Genomic DNA, 22,020 nt, shown 5'->3' on the forward strand with positions numbered 1-22,020 from the left:
TCTGGGTCTGTCGTGCATCGAAGCACGGGGTCTGAGCCGGAGGTGGCGACGCCGCTCACGCACGCGCGCGCAGCGGGGTCGCCTAGAGTCGGCGACCGCCCAGGCGTCGGCGCAGCATGGCGACTGTCGCCGCGGGAGCGACGAAGCCGTGCCGTGCCGAGAACATGTCGCGAGAGTACCGATCCGGGCGCCCGCGCCGCAAATCGACACGGGTCTAGGTCATAGGTCACGCCGGCAGCAGCGCGCTCACCGCCCGCGCCCGCGCGCGACGGACACCGACGATCGTGCCAACGAACGCGAGCACGCTCCACAAGAGCAGACCGATCGCCGTTCCGAGGACCTCGTGCAGCGACCCTCCGACCAGCGCGTCCGCCCCCTGCAAGGCAAGACTCAGCGGGAGGATCGAGAACGGCGTGGCGGCGAGCGACCCGTCGGTGACCGGCTGCAGCGTGCCGGCGGCCACGAGCTGGATGCCCAGCGCCAGCACCGACACGATGAGTCCGGCGCGGCCGAACAGCGCCGTGAGGGCCTGGTGGAACAGGGCGAAAGACACGGCCGCGGCAAGCGTGAGCGCGAAGGCCACCGCGATGCGGTCGGGGGCGACGCCCAGGACGGCGATGCCGAGCCAGACCAGCAGCGACTGCACGGCGGCGACGCCGATCACCACGAGCGCGGCGTCCGCCGCGAGGTGCGCCGGGGTCGCGGGGGTGATCAGCGAGGCCCGCGCGAACGGCGCGACCACCAGGAACGTCGCGAGCGCGCCGAGCCACAGCGATACCGGCGCCAGTGCGGCGACCGCGGCGGCGAGCGCGGTGTCGGGCCCCCCGATGCTCGTGGTCGTGACCCCGATGGGTGAGGCGACGACGTTCGCGATGCTCTGCTGCTGGGCGGCGGAGTAGTCGGGGATGTCGGATGCCGCAGCATCCAGTCCGCCCGCCAGGTCGGCAGCCCCGGCCGCGGCGGCGTCGAGTCCGCTCGCGAGGTCGGCCATGCCCGTTGCCAGATCCGACGCGCCCGCCACCGCGGCCTGTTGCGCGGTGGCGAGTTCTGTGAGTGCCGATGCCGCGGGGCCTGCCAGGTCGGCGACGACATCCGCGCCGACGGCAAGCTCTGCCGCGTCGACGGCATCGCTCGCCAGAGCGCCGGCCTGGCCGTCCAGGTCGGCGGCGATCGCTGCCGCACCGGCGCGCAGCGCGAGGATATCGTCGAGCAGATCGCCCGCGGGGGCGGTCGGGTCGGCCGAGATCAGCGCGGCGATCACGTCGAGGTCGGCGACTCCGAGATCCTGCGCGAGCGAGAGTGCCTCCGCCTCGAGCGCGGCGCCGGCCAGTGAGCCGGCCAGGGCCGCGGCATCCGACCCGGCTGCCGCGCTGAGCGCACCCAGATCGCGGACCCCGTCCGGCAGGGCGCGCAGGACCGTACCGATGCCCTCCAAGCCCGTGACGAGCTCTCGCTGTCCCTGTGTCAGGATCTGCGCGCCGTCGGCGGCGCCCCGGATGCCGGTCGCGAGCTCTCCCGCTCCCCCGGCGGCCTGGCTGATGCCGCTGTGTAGCTCGGCGAACGCATCCAGCGTGCCCGTCACGTACCCGGAGGTCAGCTGAGCCTCGACGCCCCGCGGCAAGCCCGCGGCCAGGGCCTCGGCGAGCACACCCGAGAGATATCCGTGGCGGGTGCTGGTCTGCACGCTCAGCTGGGCCTGAGTCGGCGCATCGGTGCCGAGAGTTGCGACATCCTTCGAGAAGTCTGCGGGAATCGTGACGACCGCGAGGTACGTGCCCATGGCGAGACCCTGATCGGCTGTCGCCGCATCCGTCAGGGTCCAGGCGATGCCGTCGTTTGCGGTGAGCAGATTCTCGGTTACGAGCTTGCCGGCGGCCACGGGAGTACCGCCGTTCTCGATCGGGACATCGAGGTTCACGACCGCGACCGGCACCTGTTCCTGGGTCGGACGCGGCAGGAGCGTCAGCATCACCAGCAGCGGGATGACGATCGCGAAGACCGCGAGCGCGATCGCCCTTCCGCGTCCCCCACCGACCAGCAGGCTCGATAACCCGGTCACACGATCACCTCGCTCGCAGGTTCGAGGGCGCCGCGGCTGCTCGCGGTATGCAGCGCTCGAACAACGCGCACTTCGCGTCGCACCGACGTTGCGACGGCAGGGAGGGCGGCCAGGTCGACGAGGGCGTCGTCCACGGCGAGCACGAGCGTCGTCGACGAGGATGCGGCCCGCAGGACGCTCTCCAGCAGCGCCGCCTGGTCGGGCCGGCGGCGCATGTCCAGCACCGTCACGTCGGCTGCGCACGCAAGCGCTGCGGCGGCATCGAGCGTCCAGCGCTGGCTCTCGTCGAGCAGCGACATCGGCACGTCGATCTGCTCGAGCACCCGTGGGTCAGCACGCAAGTCGCTCCAGATCTCGATCGCGCGACGCGCGCGCGCCCGCCGATCGCCCTTTCCCCCGTCGAGTCGGATGAGGCGGCGCACGTGCTCCGCGAGAGTGCTCGCATCGGTCGGGGCCGGAATCGCGGGGACGAGGGTCGATACGCGTGAGAGCGGTTCACGCTCGAACGGGATGAGGCGGCCGCCCACGGCCAGATCGCCACGGATGTCGGGCAGGCGCCCGGCCAGGCCCGCGCATACTGCCGCGGCCTCGGGGCCGTGAACGACCAGCACGCCGGCCCGCGGAAGATCCACGGTGACCGGTGCGGAGTCGCCGAACGTTGCCTCGTGCGCGTGGATGCCGTCGCCGCGGACGTCCCTGTCGGCCTCGCGCCACGCCCGCTGGTCGAGCATCCGACGAACCGCCTCACCCTCGATATCGGCATCCGGGAGGAGAGCGTCGAGCCACCGCGGAAGCCACCAGGCGTGCGCGCCCAGCAGTGCCATGAGCGCGGGAATAAGCGTCATCCGCACGACGAAGGCGTCGATGAGCACGCCGATGGCCAGCGCAAGGGCGATCGGCTGGATGATGGCGTTTCCGCCGGGCACGAAGGAGAAGAACACCGAGAACATGATGAGCGCGGCCACGGTGATGACACGCGCCGACGCCGAGAAGCCGTCGAGAACGGACGCACGCGCATCCCCGGAGTCGACGAATCGTTCCCGCATCCGGGAGACGAGGAACACGTGGTAGTCCATGGCGAGTCCGAACAGCACCGCCATGACGAGGATCGGCATGAAGCTGATGACTGGTCCGACCTTGCCGACTCCGAGCAGCGACGCGCCCCACCCCCATTCGAAGACGACAGTGGCAACCCCCAGGCCTGCGCCCACGGTCAGCAGGTACCCGAACGTCGCCGTGATCGGCACCGCGAGGGAGCGGAACATGATTGTGAGCAGGACCAGGCTCAAGCCGACGACGACGATCGCGAACGGCAGCATCGCGGCCGCGAGCCGGTCGGAGATGTCGATCGCAAGAGCTGTCTGACCCGTGATCTCGTACGTGAATCCGTGGGCCGCCTCGAACGCCGGTGCCTGGTCGCGCAGGGTCTGGACGAGCTGGGCGGTCTGGTCGGAGGAGGGCGAACTGTCGGGAGTGATCGTCACGACAGCCATATCGAGCGCTTCGTTGGGGAACGCCTGCGATACCGCAGCAACGCCGGGAACGTTCTGGAACGCATCGTCGAGGGCGTCGAGCGCCTGCTCGATCTGAAGCGTCCGAGAGATATCGGCCGTCACGAGCAGCGGCCCGTTGAATCCGGGGCCGAAGCCGGTGTCGAGCAGGTCGTAGGCGACCCGTGCCTCGGACCCCGGCGGGTCGTACCCGGCATCCGGGAGGGTCAGCCGCAGTCCGGATGCCGGAATGGCGAGCACCGCCAGTGCCGCCGCAACACCGATCGCCGTGAGCAGAGGCTGAGCGGTGACGATCTTCACCCACCGCGCGGTACGCACCGGAGCAGTGCCGTGGCGCGCGGCGCGACCTCGCGGAACCAGTCGGTGTCCCAGGAGCGAGAGGATCGCCGGGAGCAGCGTCACCGCGACCAGGAGCGCGGTCAGGACGGCGCCGGCAGCACCGAGCCCCATGACGGTGAGGAACGGTATGCCCGCCACTCCCAGCCCGACCAGAGCGATCATGACGGTCATTCCGGCGAAGACGACGGCGGTGCCCGCTGTCGCGATCGCGACCGCGACCGACTCGGCGGGATCCATCCCCTCGCGCAGATTGTCACGGTGCCGCGAGGTGATCAGGAGCGCGTAATCGATGCCGACGGCAAGCCCCAGCATCGTCGCGAGGACCGGCGCCGTCGACGAAACGGGCGCGAGCGCGGCGACGATCGTGATGGCGCTCGCGGACAGCCCGACGCCCAGCGCCGCGGTCACCAGCGGAATGCCCGCGGCGATGAGGGATCCGAACGTGATGGCCAGGACAAGGTACGCGACACCCATCCCGATGAGTTCGGTCCAGTCGACTCCGGATGACGAACTGGCAGCCAACCCCGACACCGCAACGGTCAGTCCGGCATTCGCGAGCGGCTCCGTGGCCGCCGACACGGAGCTCACGAGCGTATCGGGGATATCTGTTGCGGCGACCGACAGCTGCACCGAGATGAACGCCATGTCGCCGTTCGCGGAGATCTGCGATGCGGCACCATCCGACGCGGCAGTCGACCCGCTTGCGGCCATCGGGTACGGGCAGGTGACGGCCACGACGTCCTCGAGCGCGGCGATGTCCTCACAGGCTGCCACGACGAGATCCTGGCTCGTCGAGACATCCTCGCCCGACGGCGCCGCGACGACGACTTTCGCACTCGCGCCGCTGATCTGCGGGAATCGCTGCTCGAGGGCATCCAGGGCGGACTGCGCCTGGGTGCCCGGAACGGTGAAGCTCGACTGGAGGTGGTTGCCCAAGGCACCGGCCAGCGCCGAGGCGCCGACCACGACGGCCAGCCACACCAGGATGACCGTCCATCGTCGGCGGGCGGCGAAGCGTCCTACCCGGTACAAGAACGAGGACATCGCCACAACTCCTGTCCAGGTCGTCGTCGAAAGGGGGGCCCGGCACCCGTGCCCAGACCCGTCCGCCAGCGTAGCGGGCCGATCATGCTGCCGTGGGATCTGGCTTCCGCGTCGCCGCGCCACCGGAGGCGGGCGCGCGATGCGTCACTCGCGGATGCGGGCTCCGACGCGCTCCGCAGCGACGGCGACGCCGGCGAGCTTTGCCTCCGTCGCCTCCGCTGCCGTGAGGGTGCGATCCGGCGCACGGAAGCGCAGAGCGAAGGTCAGGCTCTTCGTCCCCTCCGGGATGCCGGTCCCACGGTAGTCGTCGACGAGCCGGACCGCCTCGAGCAGGTCGCCGCTGCCCGCGACAAGCGCAGCCTCGACGTCTCCGGCCGGGATCTGCGTCGACACCACGAGGGAGACATCCTGCGTCGCGGCGGGAAAACCGGACAGGGAGGCCGCCACGACCCGCTCCCCCGCGAGGGACAGCGCCGCGTCGAGATCGAGCTCGGCGACGACGACGCGACCGGGCAGGTCGGCGGCGGCCGCGACGGAAGGCAGGAGTTCGCCGACGTAGCCGATCGCGACATCGCCGACCCGGACCTCGCCCGCACGGCCCGGATGCAGCGCCGCGCGCCGCGTCTGCACGATGTGCACGTCGACCCCGGCCGCCGCGGCCACGGTGCGAACCGCATCGACGACGTCGGCGAGGTCTGCCGGTTCCGGAGCTTGCCCGGGCTGCTTCGCGACGCGCATGCCCGTCAGCAGAATCGCGACGTGACGCGGCTGCGGTGGGATCGAGGCGTCGAGCGCGGCGAGCGTGGACGCATCCGGCCGAACGCCCAGGGGCGGAACGAACGGTGTGCCGTACTCGACTCCCTCGGACGGCAGGAACACGACGCCGGTCTCGAACAGGGCAAGATCCACGAGACCGCGCGAGAGGTTGCGGTGGGCGACCTGAAGCAGTCCCGGAATGAGCGAGCGGCGCAGGAACGGAAGCTGGCCGTCGAGCGGATTGGCGAGTTTGACGCTCGGGAGGCGCGAACCGTCGGCACTGCCGTGGAGGTCGTTGTCCTCGGCGGTCGCGAACGGGAACGACGGCGTCTCGACGTAGCCGGCCGCGGCCAGGGCGTTGGAGACGCGGCGCCGCGCACGCTGGGCAGGCGTCAGCCCGCGGCCGGAGGGCGGCGTCGGCAGGACGGAGGGCACCTGGTCGAGCCCGTGGATCCGCGCGACCTCCTCGGCCAGTGTCCACCGGTCGGTGAGGTCCGGGCGCCACGACGGTGGGAAGACGAGCCAGGGCGCGCTCGGGTCCACCCCGGCGTCCTCGAGGTCGCAGCCGATCAGACGCAGTGCCTCGACGATCTGATCCGGGGTGTAGTCGACACCGATGAGCCCGGACACGAATCCACGGGGCAGCTCGATCGCCGGCTGCTCATGGCCTGCGCGAAGGGCGCCGCCGAACGACTCATCGAGTGTCCCCCCGGCCAGCTGCACCATGAGATCGGCGACGCGGCGTGCGGCGACGAACGGGATGGCGGGATCGACGCCCCGTTCGAAACGGCGCGACGCTTCCGAGGGGAGCTTGTGGCGGCGGGCCGTACGCGCGATCGAGACGGGGTCAAAGGTCGCGGCCTCGATCAGGACGTTGCGGGTGGCGGGGCCCATCTCGGTGGTTGCTCCGCCCATGACACCCGCCAGCCCGATGGGTCCGGACTCGTCGGTGATGAGCAGGTCCTCGGGGTCGAGCGTGCGGACCTGCCCGTCGAGTGTCTCGAGCTTCTCGCCGGCACGGGCGCGGCGGACGGTGATGCCCCCGCGCAGGGCGTCGTAGTCGTAGCCGTGGATGGGGTTTCCCAGCTCGAGCATCACGTAGTTGGTGATGTCGATCAGGATGCCGAGGGGACGGATGCCGGCCAGGGCCAGCCGGGTGATCATCCACGGCGGAGTGGGCTTGGAGGCATCCACGTCGCGCACCAGGCGGGCAACGAACTCAGTGGCACCGACCCGACCACGAATGGGACTCGCGTCCTCGACGCTGAGCGGGAAACCCTCTCCCGGGTCGACCTCCGGCCACGGCCGGTCGGCCGGGTCGCGGAACGCAGCGCCGGTCGCGTGTGCGTATTCCCGGGCGACACCGCGGATCGACAGGGCGTAGCCGCGGTCGGGAGTCACGTTGATCTCGACCGCTTCATCGTCCAGTCCCAGCAGCGCGATCGCGTCCGACCCGACGGGAGCATCGATGCCGAGTTCGACCAGCCGAAGGATGCCGGAGTGGTCCTGCCCGAGTCCGAGCTCCTTGGCCGAAGCGATCATCCCATCCGACACGTGCCCGTAGGTCTTGCGCGCCGCGATCGGGAAGGGTCCGGGAAGCACCGCACCCGGGAGGGTCACGACGACCTTGTCGCCGACGAAGAAGTTGCTGGCGCCGCACACGATGCCGCGGACGGCAGGCTCGGCATCCGTGCCCTCGCCGTCGGCGACCCGGACCTGGCACCACCGGATCGTCTTGCCGTTGGACTGGGGCTCAGCGACGAACTCGAGCACCTCGCCGACAACGATCGGGCCGGACAGCTCGAAGCGGTGGATGTCCTCCTCCTCGAACCCGACCGACACGAGCGAGGCCAGAATGTCCTCCGGCGTCGCCTCGGCGGGAACCTCGACGAACTCACGCAGCCACGACAGCGGAACGCGCATCACACCACCATCCCGAACTGCTCGCTGAAGCGGATATCACCCTCGGCCATGTCCCGCATGTCCTTGACGTCGCTGCGGAACATGAGCGTGCGCTCGATCCCCATGCCGAAGGCGAAGCCGGAGTACTCCTCCGGGTCGATGCCCGCCGCGCGCAGGACGTTCGGGTTGACCATGCCGCACCCGCCCCACTCGATCCAGCGGGCGCCACCCTTGAAGGTGGGGTGCCAGAGATCGAGCTCGGCGGAGGGCTCGGTGAACGGAAAGTAGTTCGTGCGCAGGCGGGTCTTGGCCTCGGGTCCGAACAGGACGCGCGCGAAGTGGTCGAGAGTGCCCTTCAAGTGGGCCATCGTGATGCCCTTGTCGATCACGAGGCCCTCGACCTGCGAGAAGACCGGCAGGTGGGTGGCGTCGAACTCGTCGGTCCGGTACACCCGCCCGGGGCACACGACGTAGACGGGCAGCTCGCGGTCGAGCATCGAACGCACCTGCACGGGGCTCGTGTGTGTGCGCATGACCAGATGCCGATCCACGGGGTCGACGAAGAACGTGTCCTGCATCTGGCGCGCGGGGTGGTCGACGTCGAAGTTCAGGGCGTCGAAGTTGAACCACTCGTGTTCGAGCTCGGGGCCTTCGGCGACCTCCCAGCCCATCCCGACGAACACATCCGCGATCTCCTCCTGGAGAAGGGTCAGTGGATGCCGGGCGCCGACGCGGGCGCGCGTGGGCAGCGCGGTGACGTCGATGGCCTCTGCCTCCAGTCGGGCCCGCAGTTCGGCGGCCTCGACCTCCGCTTCGCGGGCACCGAGCGCCTGCGTGACTCGACCGCGCGCCTGCCCGATGAGCTTTCCGAACTCGGCCTTGCGGTCGGGGGCGACATCGCGAAGCGTCGCATTGAGGCGGGCAAGCGGCGACCCCTCGCCGACATGGGCCGCGCGAGCAGCCTTGAGCGAGGCGGTGTCGTCGGCGGCGGCGATCGCTGTCAGCGCATCGGAGACAGCGGACTCCACCGCCTCGGGGGTGATCACGGGAGGGCGAGAAGCCTCGGGGCCGGCAGCATCAGACACGAGAGACGAGTCTACCGACGCGCCAGGAGGCGATCAGCCGGGCGCACCCACGCGGACCGAGCGCTGCGCGAAGGCCGTCTCGTACAGGCACACGCTCGCCGCCGTCGCGAGATTGAGCGATTCGGCTTTGCCGTAGATCGGCAGACGCAGCGACAGGTCCGCGTGCGAGAGGGCATCCTCCTCGAGACCGCGCGCCTCGTTGCCGAACAGCCACGCCGTCGGCTCCGCCAGCAGGTCCCGCGAGGCCAGGAAGTCGGTGCCGTCCACATCTGCGGCAACGACCCGGATGCCGGCAGCATGTGCCCGCTCCACCGCCTCGGGCAGTTCCACACCGACCGCGATCGGCAGGTGAAACAGCGAACCCGTCGTCGAACGCACGACCTTCGGGTTGTACGGGTCGACGGACTTGCCCGTCAGGACGACGGCGTCCGCACCGGCGGCGTCGGCGGCGCGGATGATGGTGCCGAGGTTGCCCGGATCACGCACCTGCTCGCAGATGGCGACCAGCCGGGGCAGTGCGTCGAACACCTCCGCCACGGTGGACGGGGTCTGCCGGGCGACGGCGACGATCCCCTGGGGGGTGACGGTGTCGGCCATGGCGTCGAGGACCGCTTCGCTGGCGAGATCGATGTCCAGACCCGACTCGCGTGCGGCCTCACGGATGTCTGTGTGACGGTCGAGCGCGGCGGGCGTCGTGTAGAGCTCCACCAGTGCATCGGGACGATACGTGAGGGCTTCTCGGACAGCCTGCGGTCCCTCGAGCAGGAAGAGTCCGGTCTCTTGCCGGGCGCTGCGCTTGGACAGCTTCGCGACCGCGCGCACGCGCGGCGATCGCGGATTCTCCAGCACGCGCCCAGTTTAGGGGTACCGTCCCCTCACGCACGCGAAGGGCGCCTCCGATCCGGAGGCGCCCTTCGCGCACTGTTCGGCCGCTCAGGCGGACTTGGGTGCGTTGACGTCGCTGGGCAGTGCCTTCTTGGCGGTGTCCACGAGCGAGGCGAAGACCTTCGGCTCGTTGACGGCGAGCTCTGCCAGCATCCGGCGGTCGACCTGCACGCCCGCCAGGTTCAGACCCTGGATGAAGCGGTTGTAGGTGAGACCGTTCTGGCGGCTCGCCGCGTTGATGCGCTGGATCCACAGGCGACGGAAGTCGCCCTTGCGCTTGCGGCGGTCGCGGTACGCGTAGACGAGCGAGTGGGTGACCTGCTCCTTCGCCTTGCGGTACAGGCGCGAACGCTGTCCGCGGTAGCCGGATGCGCGCTCGAGGATGACGCGACGCTTCTTGTGGGCGTTGACAGCCCGCTTGACTCTAGCCATTTCGTTTCGTTCCTGTTCGTGCCGGGGCGCTCAGATGCCCAGAAGCTTCTTGGCGACCTTCGCGTCACCGGGGGCGAGCATCTTGTCCGCCGACAGACGGCGCGTGCGCTTGGTGGGCTTGCCTTCGAAGTTGTGGCGGAGGTTCGCCTGCTGCTTCTTGATCTTCCCGGTTCCGGTGACCTTGAAGCGCTTCTTGGCACCCGAGTGGGTCTTCTGCTTCGGCATCTTCTTATCCTTCGTTGTGTGTTCCCGCCGGGCGGGAGTCTGGGGGGCCTACTCGGCGGGAGCGGCCGTCGGCTCGGTGCTGTCGCCTCGGGCGGACTGGCGCGCGGCCTCCTTGGTGGCTGCGCGCTGAGCGTTCTGCTCGGCCTTCGCCTCGGACTTGTTCTTGTGCGGCGCGATCACCATCGTCATGTTGCGGCCGTCGATCGTGGGGTTGGATTCGACGGTGCCCCATTCGGCGACATCCTCCGCGAACCGACGCAGCAGACGCACGCCCTGTTCGGGACGCGACTGCTCACGCCCGCGGAACAGGATCATCGCCTTGACCTTGTCACCGGCCTTGAGGAACGACTCCGCGTGCTTGCGCTTGGTCTCGTAGTCGTGCGGTTCGATCTTCAAGCGGAACCGGACCTCTTTGAGAACCGTGTTGGCCTGGTTGCGTCGCGCTTCCTTCGCCTTCTGCGCAGCCTCGTACTTGAACTTGCCGTAGTCCATGATCTTGACCACGGGCGGCTTCGAGTTCGGGGCAACCTCGACCAGGTCGAGATCGGCCTCTTGTGCCAGACGCTGCGCGACTTCGATGCGAACGACACCGACCTGCTCGCCGCCGGGACCGACCAAGCGGACCTCGGGCACGCGAATGCGCTCGTTGATGCGGGGATCGCTGATGCGGAACTCCTCTTCGTGCGGGTGGAAGGCACCGCGACACGGGGTGCGCCGCGGGTGAGATCAGAGCACTCCACCCGCACGGCGCGCTGCACCGGCTTTCTGCACCCTCCCGCTCGACCGTGGATGTCGAGCGCTACCCCGTCGAACACACATGGTGCGAGACGGAGCGGAGTGCGTGGACCCGGTAGCCTTGAGCGGCAAGCGCGGGTGGGATGTGATCCTCTTTCGTTTCCGGGGCGAAATGCTCCGGAGCCCGCATAAGTCTAGCAGAAGGCATCACGTGACCACGATTCCCGGTTTCCCCGACCCCGCAGCATCCGAGGACGGATCGCGCGACCGCCGCGACCGGGAGCGCGAACGACGCTGGGACGAGGATGCCGAGGCCGCCGCGGCAGCCTCCCGGGACATCGCCGACGTTCCCGCGGTCGAGGTCATCACGACGACCGCCGTCCACCTCATGAGCGCCGCGGCTGTGAAGGTGGGCCTCGCCGACGACCCCGAGCGCGAGCGCGACCTCGATGAGGCCCGCAAGCTCATCAACGCCCTCGCCGGTCTCATCACGGCAGGTGCACCCGAGATCAGCGACATGCACGCCCGGTCACTGCGAGACGGGTTGCGTTCGCTGCAGCTGGCGTTCCGTGAAGCATCCGCGATCCCCGACCCGATCGGCAAGGGCCCCGGCGAGAAGTGGACCGGACCCGTCACCTGAGGACGAACTCCCCCCAGCGACGACCGCGGTCGCGCGGCGATGGCGACCGTCCAGCGCCCGCCTCAGACCTGCGAGCGCCGGATTTTGACGGTCAGCGAGTCCACCAGCACCGCGATGCGGTCATCTGCCGCCCAGCGCTTCGCGAGCCGCTGGAGCACGGCATCGAGCTCGTTGCGATCGAGTCCCGGCATGAGATCGAGCTGCACCTGCACCTCGGGTCCCCTCCCCCGACCATCCGGGTCCCCCGGCGCCAGCGCGAGGTCGAGGACCGCGAGTTCGGCCCCGATGCTCTCCTGAAATCCCGCGAACACCTCGGGTGAGGTGTGCGCAGGCTCCCACGCCTGTCCCTGCGCGATCGCCCACACCGCGGGGCGACGGATGACGAACTCGGTGTCCGATCCAGGATCGAGCACGATGAGGTCTGTTCCGTCCTCGACGGCGGCAGCTGCCGTGCGCACACCGTCGGCGGGAACCGGCCGTGCCGCGCTGTCCCACGCACTCATCGTGGCGACCGAAGAGAACACGGGCAGCACGCGCCTCCCGTCAGGCGCGGCGACGGTGACGATCGACAACTCCTGCGTCTTGTCCACGGTCAGCCCATGCGCGCCGACGCCCTCATCGCCCTTCTCGGCGATCAGCGGGATGAGCAGCCGCGCCGCCCGGTACGCCTCGATGACGCCGACAACGGAGGCGTCCCCCGCACGAAACCGCGTGAGGGCTTCGATGAGCGCAGGGTCTGCCGAGCCGTCATCGCCCGCGAACGGGTTCGCCTCGAAACTGCGCCCCGCCCACGGAAACCCCGCGGAGTCGGCCGCGGGGGCCGATCCGTCACGCGGCGCCCGGGGCGGCAGCGGTGCGTCGTCAGCCTCCGGCGACATCCAGCGCCTCGGCCAGGGTGAAGGCACCCGAGTACAGGGCCTTCCCGACGATCGCGCCCTCCACGCCGAGCGGGACCAGTTCGCGCAGAGCAGCGATGTCATCGAGGGTCGCGACGCCGCCCGAGGCGATCACGGGCTTGGGCGTGCGTGAGGTCACCTCGCGCAGCAGATCGAGGTTCGGGCCTCGCAGCGTGCCGTCCTTGGTGACATCGGTCACGACATAGCGGCTGCATCCGGCATCCTCGAGTCGGTCCAGCACCGCCCAGAGGTCACCGCCCTCCTCCGTCCAGCCGCGCGCGGCGAGAGTCGTCCCACGCACATCGAGACCCACGGCGACGAGCTCCCCGTAGCGCCCGATCACATCGGCAGCCCACTCGGGGTTTTCAAGGGCCGCGGTACCCAGATTCACCCGCTCGGCGCCGTACTCGAGCGCCAGCTCGAGGCTGCGGTCATCACGGATGCCGCCCGAGACCTCGACGCGGACGCCCTTGACCTGCTTGATGACCTTGCGGATGATCCCCGCGTTGCTTCCTCGGCCGAATGCGGCGTCGAGGTCGACGAGGTGGATCCACTGCGCCCCCTGCCGCGCCCAGTCGACCGCCGCGTCGACGGGGTCGCCATAGCTCGTCTCGGATCCCGCGGCGCCCTGCGTCAGCCGCACCGCCTTTCCGTCGGCGACGTCGACGGCGGGCAGGAGGATGAGTTCGGGCGTAGACGCGAAGTCGTTCATGGTTCCTCGGGCGGGTTCACGGAGCCCGCGGCACGCCGACGGCTCTCGGGGGCAGGCACGAGTTCAGAGGGTAGCCGCGTCCAGGCTCTCGATCCAATTCGCGAGCAGACGGATGCCGGCATCCCCTGATTTCTCGGGGTGGAATTGCGTCGCGCTGAGGGGACCGTTCTCCACGGCTGCCACGAAGGGCACCCCGTGGGTGGCCCACGTCACCACGGCGGCCGGGAAGGGCTCCTGGGCTTCCAGCGTCCACTTCTGAGCAGCGTACGAGTGAACGAAGTAGAACCGCTCCGTCTCGATCCCGCGAAACAGCGTCGAGCCCGATCCGGCCTCGACGGTGTTCCACCCCATGTGCGGGAGCACCGGCGCGTCGAGCTCGGTGACGGCGCCCGGCCACTGACCCAGGCCGATGCTGTCGGAGCCGCGTTCCACACCGTGCTCGAACATCACCTGCATCCCGACGCAGATCCCGAGAACCGGCCGTCCCCCCGCCAGGCGCCGCTCGATGAGCTGATCGGCACGCGAGTGCCGCAGCGCATCGACGACCGACCGGAAGGCTCCCACGCCGGGCACGACGAGCCCGTCAGCGGCCATGATCTCGTCTCGATCATCCGTCAAACGCGCGTCCGCACCGGCAAGGATGAGCGCCTTGACGGCTGAGTGGACATTGCCCGAGCCGTAGTCCAGGACCGCCACCGTGGGGCGCGCGGCGGAATCGGACACCGCCGTCACAGCGCGCCCTTCGTGCTCGGGATGCCGTGCACGAGAGGGTCGATCGCCTTCGCCTGGCGGAACGCACGCGCGAACGCCTTGTACTCGGCCTCCGCGATGTGGTGGGGGTCGCGGCCGGCGAGCACCCGGAGGTGGACGGTGAGTCCGGCGTGATAGCTGATCGCCTCGAACGTGTGTCGCACGAGCGATCCGGTGAAGTGACCACCGATCAGGTGGAGGGCGAACCCGTCGGGCTCGCCGTCGTGAACGAGATACGGGCGCCCGCTGATGTCGACGACCGCCTGCGCCAGAGCGTCATCGAGGGGGACGAGGGCGTCACCGTAACGGGAGATGCCGGACTTGTCGCCGAGCGCCTCGCGGATCGCGTCGCCGAGCACGATCGCCACGTCCTCGACGGTGTGGTGCGCGTCGATGTCGATGTCTCCCTCGGCGCGGATCGTCAGGTCGGTGAGGGAGTGTTTGGCGAACGCCGTGAGCATGTGGTCGTAGAACGGAACGCCGGTATCGATCGTGCTCGCGCCCGTGCCGTCGAGGTCCAGGCTCAGCTCGACGCGGGATTCGCTCGTCGCGCGGGTCACCGTCGCGGTTCGACTGCTGCTCATGCGCGAGAGTCTATCGACGCGAGTGCCTCCAAGAACGCGGTGGTCTCCTCCTCGGTCCCCGCAGACACGCGCAGGCTCCGCGGGATACCGATGTCGCGCACCAGGATGCCGCGATCGTAGAGCTGCTGCCAGGTCCGCCGAGGATCTTCGACGCCGCTGAAGAGCACGAAGTTGGTCCACGACTCGTACGCCCGGTAGCCGAGCGCCTCGACGGTCGCAGAGATGCGATCGCGCTGAGCGATGATGTCGTCCACCATCTGAAGCATGATCGGCGCGTGAGACAGAGCCGCGATCGCTGCGGCCTGCGTGAGCGAGCTCAAGTGATAGGGCAGACGCACCAGTCGCAGCGCATCGATGACGGCAGGATCTGCGGCGAGATACCCGACGCGGGCACCCGCGAACGCGAACGCCTTGCTCATGGTCCGTGACACCAGGAGTCTTTCGCGACCGGGCAGCAGCGAGAGCGCTGAGGGGGCGGAGGCAGGCGCGAACTCGAAATAGGCCTCGTCGACGACCACGATTCCGCGCGACACCTCGTAGACGGCGTCGATGACGTCAAGGCCCAGGGGTGTGCCCGTGGGGTTGTTCGGCGCGCACAGGAACACCAGATCGGGATCGGCGGCCGCCACCTGATCGGCTGCCGAGTCCGCGTCGAGGGTGTAGTCCGCGCCACGGGTCCCCGCCACCCACTCCGCGCCGGTCGCTCGCGTCAGGAGCGGGTACATCGAGTACGTGGGGGCGAACCCGAAGGCGCGACGCCCCGGCCCCCCGAACGCCTGCAGCACGTGCTGAAGCACCTCGTTGGAACCGTTGGCGGCCCAGATCTGATCGGCTGACAGACCGTGCTTGAGGTAGTCGGCAAAACCCTCACGCAATTCCAGGAACTCACGGTCGGGGTAGCGGTTGATCTCGCCGAGCGCACGGCCGATGGCATCGAGGATGTCGTCTGCCACCTCCCGCGGCACCGGGTGGGTGTTCTCGTTGACGTTCAAGGCGACAGGCAGCGGCGCCTGCGGCGCGCCGTAGGGTGTCAGGCCCCGCAGGTCGTCGCGAAGCGGGAGATCATCGAGGCGGATCGTCACCCGTCCCATCGTACGGTGCCGCGCGGCCGAGCCGCGGGCCGCGGGCGAAGGATCACTCGCTGTAGGCAGGAAGGATCACTCGCTATAGGCAGTAGGGATCGCCAGCCGCTGGCCGGCCCCGACGACACTGCCGGTCAGGCCGTTGAGGCGAGCGATCTCCGCCACGACATCACGCGGATCAACATCCGGTGCGATCTCTTCCGCGATCGACCAGAGGGAGTCCCCGGGCATCACGGTGACCGTCTCGAAAGAACCGGCGGACGCACCGCCCTCGAGCGACGCGAGTGCTGCCCCGCCTCCGAGGATCGCGCCTACGAGCACGACGATTGCGGGGAGCGCGGCAAGCGCCGCCAGAACCGCGCGCCCCCGCGCTGTCAGGCGCAGTCTCGTCGCCGTGCGGTGGGGCTGCGTGCGAGGACGGACCTCTGCGCGAGGTGCGCCGGGGCGGCTGAGAGCGATCGTCGTCATGTCATCCTCCGTCGTATCGGGGAGAGATTCGTATCCACCTCTCGGCCGGGAGGGGCGGATACGAATCTCTCTTCCGAAGTTATCTTCGAGTATTGTCGATGTCAAGCGGGGTGAGGGTCGAGCGCCGTTCGAACACGACACGCGGCCCAGCAACCCGCGAAACGCCGCCGAGGCGGTTACCGTTTCGATGAACACACGCAATCACCGACCTCCGACATTCGAAGAGGAGTGCGGAATGGGCGGGAGCGATGACAGGAGCAAGGGCATGAACGAGGAGCCGGCACGGGAGCGCACGGGCACGCGGCGGCGACGCAGCCTCAGCGAGAAGCAGCTCGCGATTCTCGAGGTGATCCAGCGGGCCATTGCCCGCAACGGGTACCCGCCGAGCATGCGCGAGATCGGCGACGCGGTCGGCCTCAAGAGCCTGTCGAGCGTGACCCATCAGCTCAATCAGCTCGAACTCAGCGGCTACCTCCGACGCGACGCCGGCAAGACCCGCGCGATGGAGGTGCTGATCGATCTTCCCGGCATGGCCGCTGAGAACCCCGCCGACACCTCTCCCGCCGTCGGAGACGCGGCCATGGTTCCGCTGGTGGGACGGATCGCCGCCGGCGTCCCCATCACCGCCGACCAGCAGATCGAGGAGATCTTCCCGTTGCCGCGACAGCTCGTCGGCAAGGGCGAGTTGTTCATGCTGCGGGTGAGCGGGGAGTCGATGATCGACGCCGCGATCTGCGACGGTGACTGGGTCGTGGTGCGTTCACAGGCCACCGCGGACAACGGAGACATCGTGGCCGCGATGCTCGACGGCGAGGCGACGGTGAAGGCCTTCCGACAGCGGGACGGTCACACGTGGTTGCTGCCTCGGAACTCGGCGTTCGAACCGATCCTCGGCGACGACGCCACAGTGCTCGGGAAAGTCGTCGCGGTCCTGCGCGCCGTGTAACGCGACGCAGTCGTTATCTCGCGGGCGCGCGGCGGTCGGGACACTTCCGCCAGAATGGCCGCATGAGCTCGCTCTCACCCGAAGACCTCGAATCCCGCATCCGTGCCCTCGAGGCCGAGAATGCCCGTCTGGCGGGTCGCACCGCCCCGTCCGGCGGGTGGTGGCGGGCCGCGCTTTCTGCGCTCGTCATCGTCATCGCCACGATCCTCGTCCCGGTATCGGTGGTGACCACCTGGGCGCGCGTGCAGCTGGTCGATGAGGATGCGTTCGTCTCGACGTTCGCGCCGCTGACCGAGGACCCCGCGGTGCAGGACCTGATCATCGATCAGGCCACCGCCGCCATCGATGAACAGGTCGATTTCGCGGCGCTGACCGACCAGGTCTTCGACGGCATCGACAGCCTGGGGCTTCCGCCCGCGGCATCCACCGCACTTGACGTGCTTCGGGCTCCCGCAGCGCAGGGGGTGCAGAGCCTCGTGAATTCGGCGGTCGAGCGCATCGTCGCGTCGGAAGCGTTCTCCGACGTCTGGTCTTTCGCGCTCCGCGGGGTTCATCGATCGATCGCGACCGTCGCCACCGCCGATGGCGGCGGCATCCTCGTCCTCGACGACGACGGGCTCGGAATCGCCCTCGGACCGATCATCGATCAGGTCAAGGACCGGCTCACCGAGAGCGGCGTGGGAGTAGCGAGTCTCATTCCGGCGATCGACAAGACCATCATCATCGGCGATGGGGAGGCGCTCATCGCCTTCCGCACCGTCTACGCGCTCGCCGACGCCGTCGGGTGGTGGCTCTCGATCGTGACGATCGCCCTGTTCGTCCTTGCCATCGCCATCGCTCGGCGCCGCAGCGTCGCCGTGGTCGGCACCGGGGTCGGGATCTTCATCGGCGGCGGCATGCTCGCGGCGGGCTTCGGCATCGGCGGGGCAGCCAGCACCGTCGTTGCCGGGCAGCTCGACCTCTCCCCCTCGGCGATCGGCGTGATCTACGGGCAGCTCACGGCATCCATGGCCCAGAGCGCGCTCGTGATCGCCCTGCTCGGGGTCGTGATCGCTGTCATCGGCTGGCTGATGGGGTCGAGCCGGTCAGCCATCGCGACACGCGGGGGCGTCAGCGGCTTCAACGCGACCATTCGCGCGACGCTGGCAGCCCGCGGCCTCGATACCGGAGGATTCGGACGCTTCCTCGCGAGGTACCGCGTCGCGATCCGCATCGCGCTCGTCGTGATCGCGGTCATCTGGCTCCTGGCGCTTCGTCCGCTCTCGTTCGGCGACGTCGTCGTCTTCCTCGCGACCGTGATCGTCGCGTGGGTGCTCGAACTGCTCCAACGGCGCGAGATCATCGAGATCGTGGTGTCGGAGCGGGACGCGGCAGCAGCCGAGCCGGATGCCGCGGCAGAGGAGTCCGAAACGGTCACGATCGTCGAGTCCGAGGCTTCTCCCCCGAAGGGCTGACCCATCCCGCGTAGCGTGGGCGGTATGGAAACCTCCCGCCCTCGACTCCCGTTCGGCAGTTGGCCCTCGCCGCTGTCTGCAGCATCCGTCACGGCCGCCTCACCGCGATACGAGGGGGCGAGATTCGTCACCCTCCCGGAGGGCGAACAGATCTGGTGGGGAGAGAGCGTACCGGCCGAGGGCGGGCGCACGACCATTCGGCGTCGCCTTACCGACGGGGCCGTCGATGAGCTTCTTCCGCCGCCGTGGAACGCCCGCTCGCGCGTGCACGAGTACGGCGGCGGGGCATGGGCCGCCACGGATGACGGCGCGCTGTGCTTCGTCGAGAAGACTGACCAGCGAGTGTGGATTCGACAGGAGGGATCTTCTCCGCGTCCTCTGACTCCCGCGGACACGGCGATGCGGTTCGGAGGTCTCCGGTTCGCAGCCGGCCACCTGTGGGCGATCCGAGAGGACCACGCAGCGGCCGGCGCGCCCGCTCGCGATATCGTGCGCCTCCCCGTCGACGGTTCGGCGGCAACGGATGCCGAGCGGGTCGTGTCGGTTGTCGCCGGCAGCGACTTCCTCGCGCACCCCGCGGTGTCACCCGACGGAAAGCACCTCGCGTGGGTCGCGTGGAACCACCCGCACATGCCGTGGGACAGGACGGAGATTCGCGTGGGCAGGCTCGTCGATGGGCGGGTCACGGGCTGGGAGGTCATCGCGGGCGGCGTCGATCGAGCGCCCCTGCAGCCCGAGTGGACCGACGCCGAACACCTCGTGTTCGTCGACGACCCCGACGGGCGCTGGAACCTGCACGCCTGGTCGGCCTCCGCGGGCGTGACACGCATCGATACCGCCGCCGCGGACACCGGCGGACCGCTGTGGTCGCTCGGCGCCCGGTGGTACGCCCCGACCGAGGGTGGGCATGCGATCGCCGTGCGCACGGACGGATCCGACCGTGTCGTGACGGTCTCGCCCGCGGGCGAGGACCGTGACCTCGGCGCTCCCGTGACGGCGGGCGCGTCCGTCGAGGATGCCGCAGGCGGACGCGCACTGATCATCGGGACCCGCACCGACGGCGCATCCGGGGTGTGGGTGGTCGACAGCGCGACGGCGCGCTGGGAGTCTGTCACCGGGGGCGAGGCCGCATGGCCCGCAGAGTGGTCCCCCACGCCTGTCGCGGTGACGACATCCGGACCACACGGCGAGGTGCACGCCTTCGCGTTCGCCCCGACCAATCCCGACGTCGCGGGGCCCGAGGGCGAACTGCCCCCGTATCTCGTCCTCGTCCACGGCGGGCCTACCGGCCACGTCGGAGGCGCTGCATCCCCGAAGATCGCGTACTTCACCAGTCGCGGCATCGGCGTGCTCGATGTCAACTACGGCGGCTCCAGCGGATACGGTCGCGCGTACCGTGATCGCCTGCGCGGGATGTGGGGCGTCGTCGATGTCGATGATGTCAGCGCGGCGGCGGCACACCTCGCCGAGACCGCAATGGCGGATCCCGCGCGCATCGCCATCGAGGGCGGCTCAGCGGGAGGCTGGACGGTCCTTGCCGCTATCGCGCGGGGCACCGTCTTCGCAGCGGGTATCTCGCGGTACGGCGTCGGCGACGCCCGGGCGCTGGCGGCCGAGACGCACGACTTCGAAGCCCGCTACCTGGACGGACTCATCGGTCCGCTCCCGGACGCCGAGGAGCTGTATCTCGAACGATCCCCGCTCTCGCACCCGGAGGGATTCGACGTCCCGATGCTGCTGCTCCAGGGTGCCGACGACGAGGTGGTCCCGCCCGCGCAGGCCGAAGCGATCCGTCACGCCCTGACCGCGGGCGGCGTGCCTCACGCCTACGTCCTCTACGACGGCGAAGGGCACGGATTCCGGCGCGCGGAGACGGTGATCCACGCACTGGAGACCGAGCTGGCCTTCCTCGGCGCAGCGTTCGGGTTCACTCCCCGGGACGTCGCGCCGCTGGCGCTGAGCTGAAGGGAGCAAGCTCGGCTGCGAGCTTCTCGGACACGAACGCGTGCAGCGCCGTCCCGTCCTCCTCGTGCGTGATCGTCACGACGTGGCCGCTCTCGTGTGCGGCAGAGACGAGGTCACCCCGCTCGTAGGGAACGACCGCGTGCACCTCCACCGCCGGCAGCGGCAGCGCTCGCTCGATCGCGGCACGGAGCTCGGCGATTCCCTCCCCGGTGCGCGACGAGGCGAACAGGGCTGCCGGCTCGAGGCCGCGCAGCACCATTCGCGTCGACTCGTCCACGAGGTCTGCCTTGTTGAACACGACGAGCTCGGGAAGATCGCGCGCCCCGACATCGCCGATGACATCGCGCACCGTCGCCAGCTGCGCGGCGGGGTCGGGGTGGGAGGCATCCACCACGTGCACGATCACATCCGACTGACCGACCTCTTCGAGCGTTGAGCGGAACGCTTCAACGAGTTGGTGCGGCAGGTTGCGCACGAACCCGACGGTGTCGGTCAGGGTGTAGACGCGACCATCGGATGCCTCGGTGCGCCGCACGGTGGCGTCGAGGGTCGCGAACAGGGCATTCTCGACAAGCACGCCGGCGCCCGTGAGGCGATTGAGCAGACTCGATTTCCCGGCATTGGTGTACCCCGCGATCGCGACGGAGGGAACCGTGTTTCGGCGTCGCTCCGCGCGCTTGGCCTCCCGTGCCGGCGCGAAGTCGCGGATCTGTCGGCGCAACTGCGCCATACGCGTGCGGATGCGACGGCGATCGAGCTCGATCTTCGTCTCGCCGGGGCCGCGCGAGCCCATTCCCGCGCCTCCTGCGCCGACCTGGCCACCGGCCTGGCGGCTCATCGACTCGCCCCACCCGCGCAGGCGCGGCAGAAGATACTCGAGCTGCGCCAGCTCGACCTGGGCCTTGCCCTCGCGGCTCTTGGCGTGCTGACTGAAGATGTCGAGGATGACCGTCGTGCGGTCGATCACCTTCACCTTGACGACGTCCTCGAGAGCACGGCGTTGGCTCGGTGCCAGTTCCGTGTCGGCGATCACCGTGTCAGCGCCGAGGGACGCGACGATGTCGCGGAGCTCCTCGGCCTTGCCCCGCCCGAGATAGGTCGCCGGGTCCGGGTGGGGACGCCGCTGGAGGACACCGTCGAGCACGACGGCGCCGGCCGTTTCGGCAAGCGCGGCAAGTTCGCGCAGCGAGTTCTCGGCATCCTCCTGCTCCCCCTGCGGGTGCACGCCGACGAGGACGACGTTCTCGAGACGAAGCTGGCGGTACTCGACTTCCGTGACATCTTCGAGCTCAGTCGAGAGCCCGGGGATCCGTCGGAGCGCCGCGCGCTCCTCACGGTCCCACTGATCCCCGTCGGAATCGGTGCCGACGGCAGTGGCGGCATCCTGGAGCGCCTGCGCCGCCCCGAACACCCACACGTCCGATCGCCCTCGGGCGCGCTGCAGCACCCGCTCGACAGGGTCGACCCGGTCCTCAGAAGAGGTCTGCGGTGCGTCTGGGGTGTTGTCCATCATGTTCTCCGTCGGATACCCGCCGTGCGGGCATCCGTAA

19 protein-coding genes are annotated in these 22,020 nt (G+C 69.6%); 4 read left to right on the forward strand and 15 right to left on the reverse strand.

The window, feature by feature from the left end; all coding sequences use genetic code 11:
* Positions 1-226: 226 nt before the first annotated feature.
* The 8 genes from AC3ENO_RS12900 to infC all read right to left on the reverse strand — a co-directional run bounded on the left by AC3ENO_RS12900 (position 227) and on the right by infC (position 10,877).
* Positions 227-2,059: a YhgE/Pip family protein gene (locus tag AC3ENO_RS12900; protein ID WP_434971003.1), complete on the reverse strand. Its 1,833-nt coding sequence runs from the start codon at positions 2,057-2,059 to the stop codon at positions 227-229.
* A complete protein-coding gene (locus AC3ENO_RS12905; RefSeq protein WP_434971004.1) occupies positions 2,056-4,953 on the reverse strand; it encodes an MMPL family transporter in 2,898 nt (965 codons plus the stop codon). Before AC3ENO_RS12905 ends, AC3ENO_RS12900 begins: the two co-directional genes overlap by 4 nt.
* A 144-nt stretch (positions 4,954-5,097) precedes the next feature.
* Positions 5,098-7,632 (reverse strand): phenylalanine--tRNA ligase subunit beta, encoded by a 2,535-nt coding sequence (gene pheT, locus AC3ENO_RS12910; RefSeq protein ID WP_434971005.1) that lies wholly within the window; start codon positions 7,630-7,632, stop codon positions 5,098-5,100.
* Positions 7,632-8,696, reverse strand: coding sequence for a phenylalanine--tRNA ligase subunit alpha (gene pheS, locus AC3ENO_RS12915; protein ID WP_434971006.1), 1,065 nt, complete (start codon positions 8,694-8,696; stop codon positions 7,632-7,634). Before pheS ends, pheT begins: the two co-directional genes overlap by 1 nt.
* A gap of 33 nt (positions 8,697-8,729) precedes the next feature.
* On the reverse strand, positions 8,730-9,545 hold the full coding sequence (locus AC3ENO_RS12920) for a TrmH family RNA methyltransferase (protein WP_434971007.1): 816 nt from the start codon (positions 9,543-9,545) through the stop codon (positions 8,730-8,732).
* An 84-nt stretch (positions 9,546-9,629) separates the two neighbouring features.
* Entirely contained in the window at positions 9,630-10,013 is a 384-nt protein-coding gene (gene rplT, locus AC3ENO_RS12925) for a 50S ribosomal protein L20 (protein WP_228177768.1), read from the reverse strand.
* A 30-nt stretch (positions 10,014-10,043) separates the two neighbouring features.
* Positions 10,044-10,238, reverse strand: coding sequence for a 50S ribosomal protein L35 (rpmI, locus tag AC3ENO_RS12930; RefSeq protein ID WP_228177767.1), 195 nt, complete (start codon positions 10,236-10,238; stop codon positions 10,044-10,046).
* 48 nt (positions 10,239-10,286) lie between these two features.
* On the reverse strand, positions 10,287-10,877 hold the full coding sequence (gene infC / locus AC3ENO_RS12935; protein WP_434971031.1) for a translation initiation factor IF-3: 591 nt from the start codon (positions 10,875-10,877) through the stop codon (positions 10,287-10,289).
* A 307-nt stretch (positions 10,878-11,184) separates the two neighbouring features.
* On the opposite strand from infC, the gene AC3ENO_RS12940 reads away from it, so the two are divergent.
* Positions 11,185-11,613 carry a DUF1844 domain-containing protein gene (locus AC3ENO_RS12940; protein ID WP_434971008.1) on the forward strand — a complete coding sequence of 143 codons (429 nt, stop codon included), beginning with the start codon at positions 11,185-11,187 and terminating at the stop codon, positions 11,611-11,613.
* A gap of 62 nt (positions 11,614-11,675) precedes the next feature.
* Here the strand turns inward: AC3ENO_RS12940 and AC3ENO_RS12945 are convergent, their stop codons facing one another.
* The 6 genes from AC3ENO_RS12945 to AC3ENO_RS12970 form a co-directional block, all read right to left on the reverse strand.
* On the reverse strand, positions 11,676-12,491 hold the full coding sequence (locus AC3ENO_RS12945; protein WP_434971009.1) for an SseB family protein: 816 nt from the start codon (positions 12,489-12,491) through the stop codon (positions 11,676-11,678).
* Positions 12,475-13,221, reverse strand: a complete 747-nt coding sequence (gene priA, locus AC3ENO_RS12950; RefSeq protein WP_434971010.1) for a bifunctional 1-(5-phosphoribosyl)-5-((5-phosphoribosylamino)methylideneamino)imidazole-4-carboxamide isomerase/phosphoribosylanthranilate isomerase PriA — start codon at positions 13,219-13,221, stop codon at positions 12,475-12,477. The genes AC3ENO_RS12945 and priA overlap by 17 nt, the downstream gene beginning before the upstream one ends.
* Positions 13,222-13,284: 63 nt before the next feature.
* Positions 13,285-13,953, reverse strand: a complete 669-nt coding sequence (gene hisH / locus AC3ENO_RS12955; protein WP_434971011.1) for an imidazole glycerol phosphate synthase subunit HisH — start codon at positions 13,951-13,953, stop codon at positions 13,285-13,287.
* Positions 13,950-14,555, reverse strand: coding sequence for an imidazoleglycerol-phosphate dehydratase HisB (gene hisB / locus AC3ENO_RS12960; protein WP_434971012.1), 606 nt, complete (start codon positions 14,553-14,555; stop codon positions 13,950-13,952). Before hisB ends, hisH begins: the two co-directional genes overlap by 4 nt.
* Positions 14,552-15,646, reverse strand: coding sequence for a histidinol-phosphate transaminase (locus AC3ENO_RS12965; protein ID WP_434971013.1), 1,095 nt, complete (start codon positions 15,644-15,646; stop codon positions 14,552-14,554). The genes hisB and AC3ENO_RS12965 overlap by 4 nt, the downstream gene beginning before the upstream one ends.
* 66 nt (positions 15,647-15,712) lie before the next feature.
* Positions 15,713-16,105, reverse strand: coding sequence for a LysM peptidoglycan-binding domain-containing protein (locus AC3ENO_RS12970; RefSeq protein ID WP_434971014.1), 393 nt, complete (start codon positions 16,103-16,105; stop codon positions 15,713-15,715).
* A 265-nt stretch (positions 16,106-16,370) separates the two neighbouring features.
* Between AC3ENO_RS12970 and lexA the strand changes: the two genes are divergently transcribed.
* The 3 genes from lexA (at position 16,371) to AC3ENO_RS12985 (ending at position 20,470) form a co-directional block, all read left to right on the forward strand.
* The gene (gene lexA / locus AC3ENO_RS12975) at positions 16,371-17,051 is read left to right on the forward strand and encodes a transcriptional repressor LexA (RefSeq protein ID WP_434971015.1); all 681 of its coding nucleotides are present in this window, start codon (positions 16,371-16,373) and stop codon (positions 17,049-17,051) included.
* A 62-nt stretch (positions 17,052-17,113) separates the two neighbouring features.
* Positions 17,114-18,505 (forward strand): hypothetical protein, encoded by a 1,392-nt coding sequence (locus AC3ENO_RS12980; protein ID WP_434971016.1) that lies wholly within the window; start codon positions 17,114-17,116, stop codon positions 18,503-18,505.
* 24 nt (positions 18,506-18,529) lie between these two features.
* Positions 18,530-20,470 (forward strand): S9 family peptidase, encoded by a 1,941-nt coding sequence (locus AC3ENO_RS12985; RefSeq protein ID WP_434971017.1) that lies wholly within the window; start codon positions 18,530-18,532, stop codon positions 20,468-20,470.
* Here AC3ENO_RS12985 and hflX read toward each other — a convergent pair.
* Positions 20,433-21,980, reverse strand: coding sequence for a GTPase HflX (gene hflX, locus AC3ENO_RS12990; RefSeq protein WP_434971032.1), 1,548 nt, complete (start codon positions 21,978-21,980; stop codon positions 20,433-20,435). The two genes, AC3ENO_RS12985 and hflX, sit on opposite strands and share 38 nt — an antisense overlap.
* Positions 21,981-22,020 lie beyond the last annotated feature (40 nt).

This window comes from Microbacterium sp. bgisy207 (assembly GCF_057706855.1).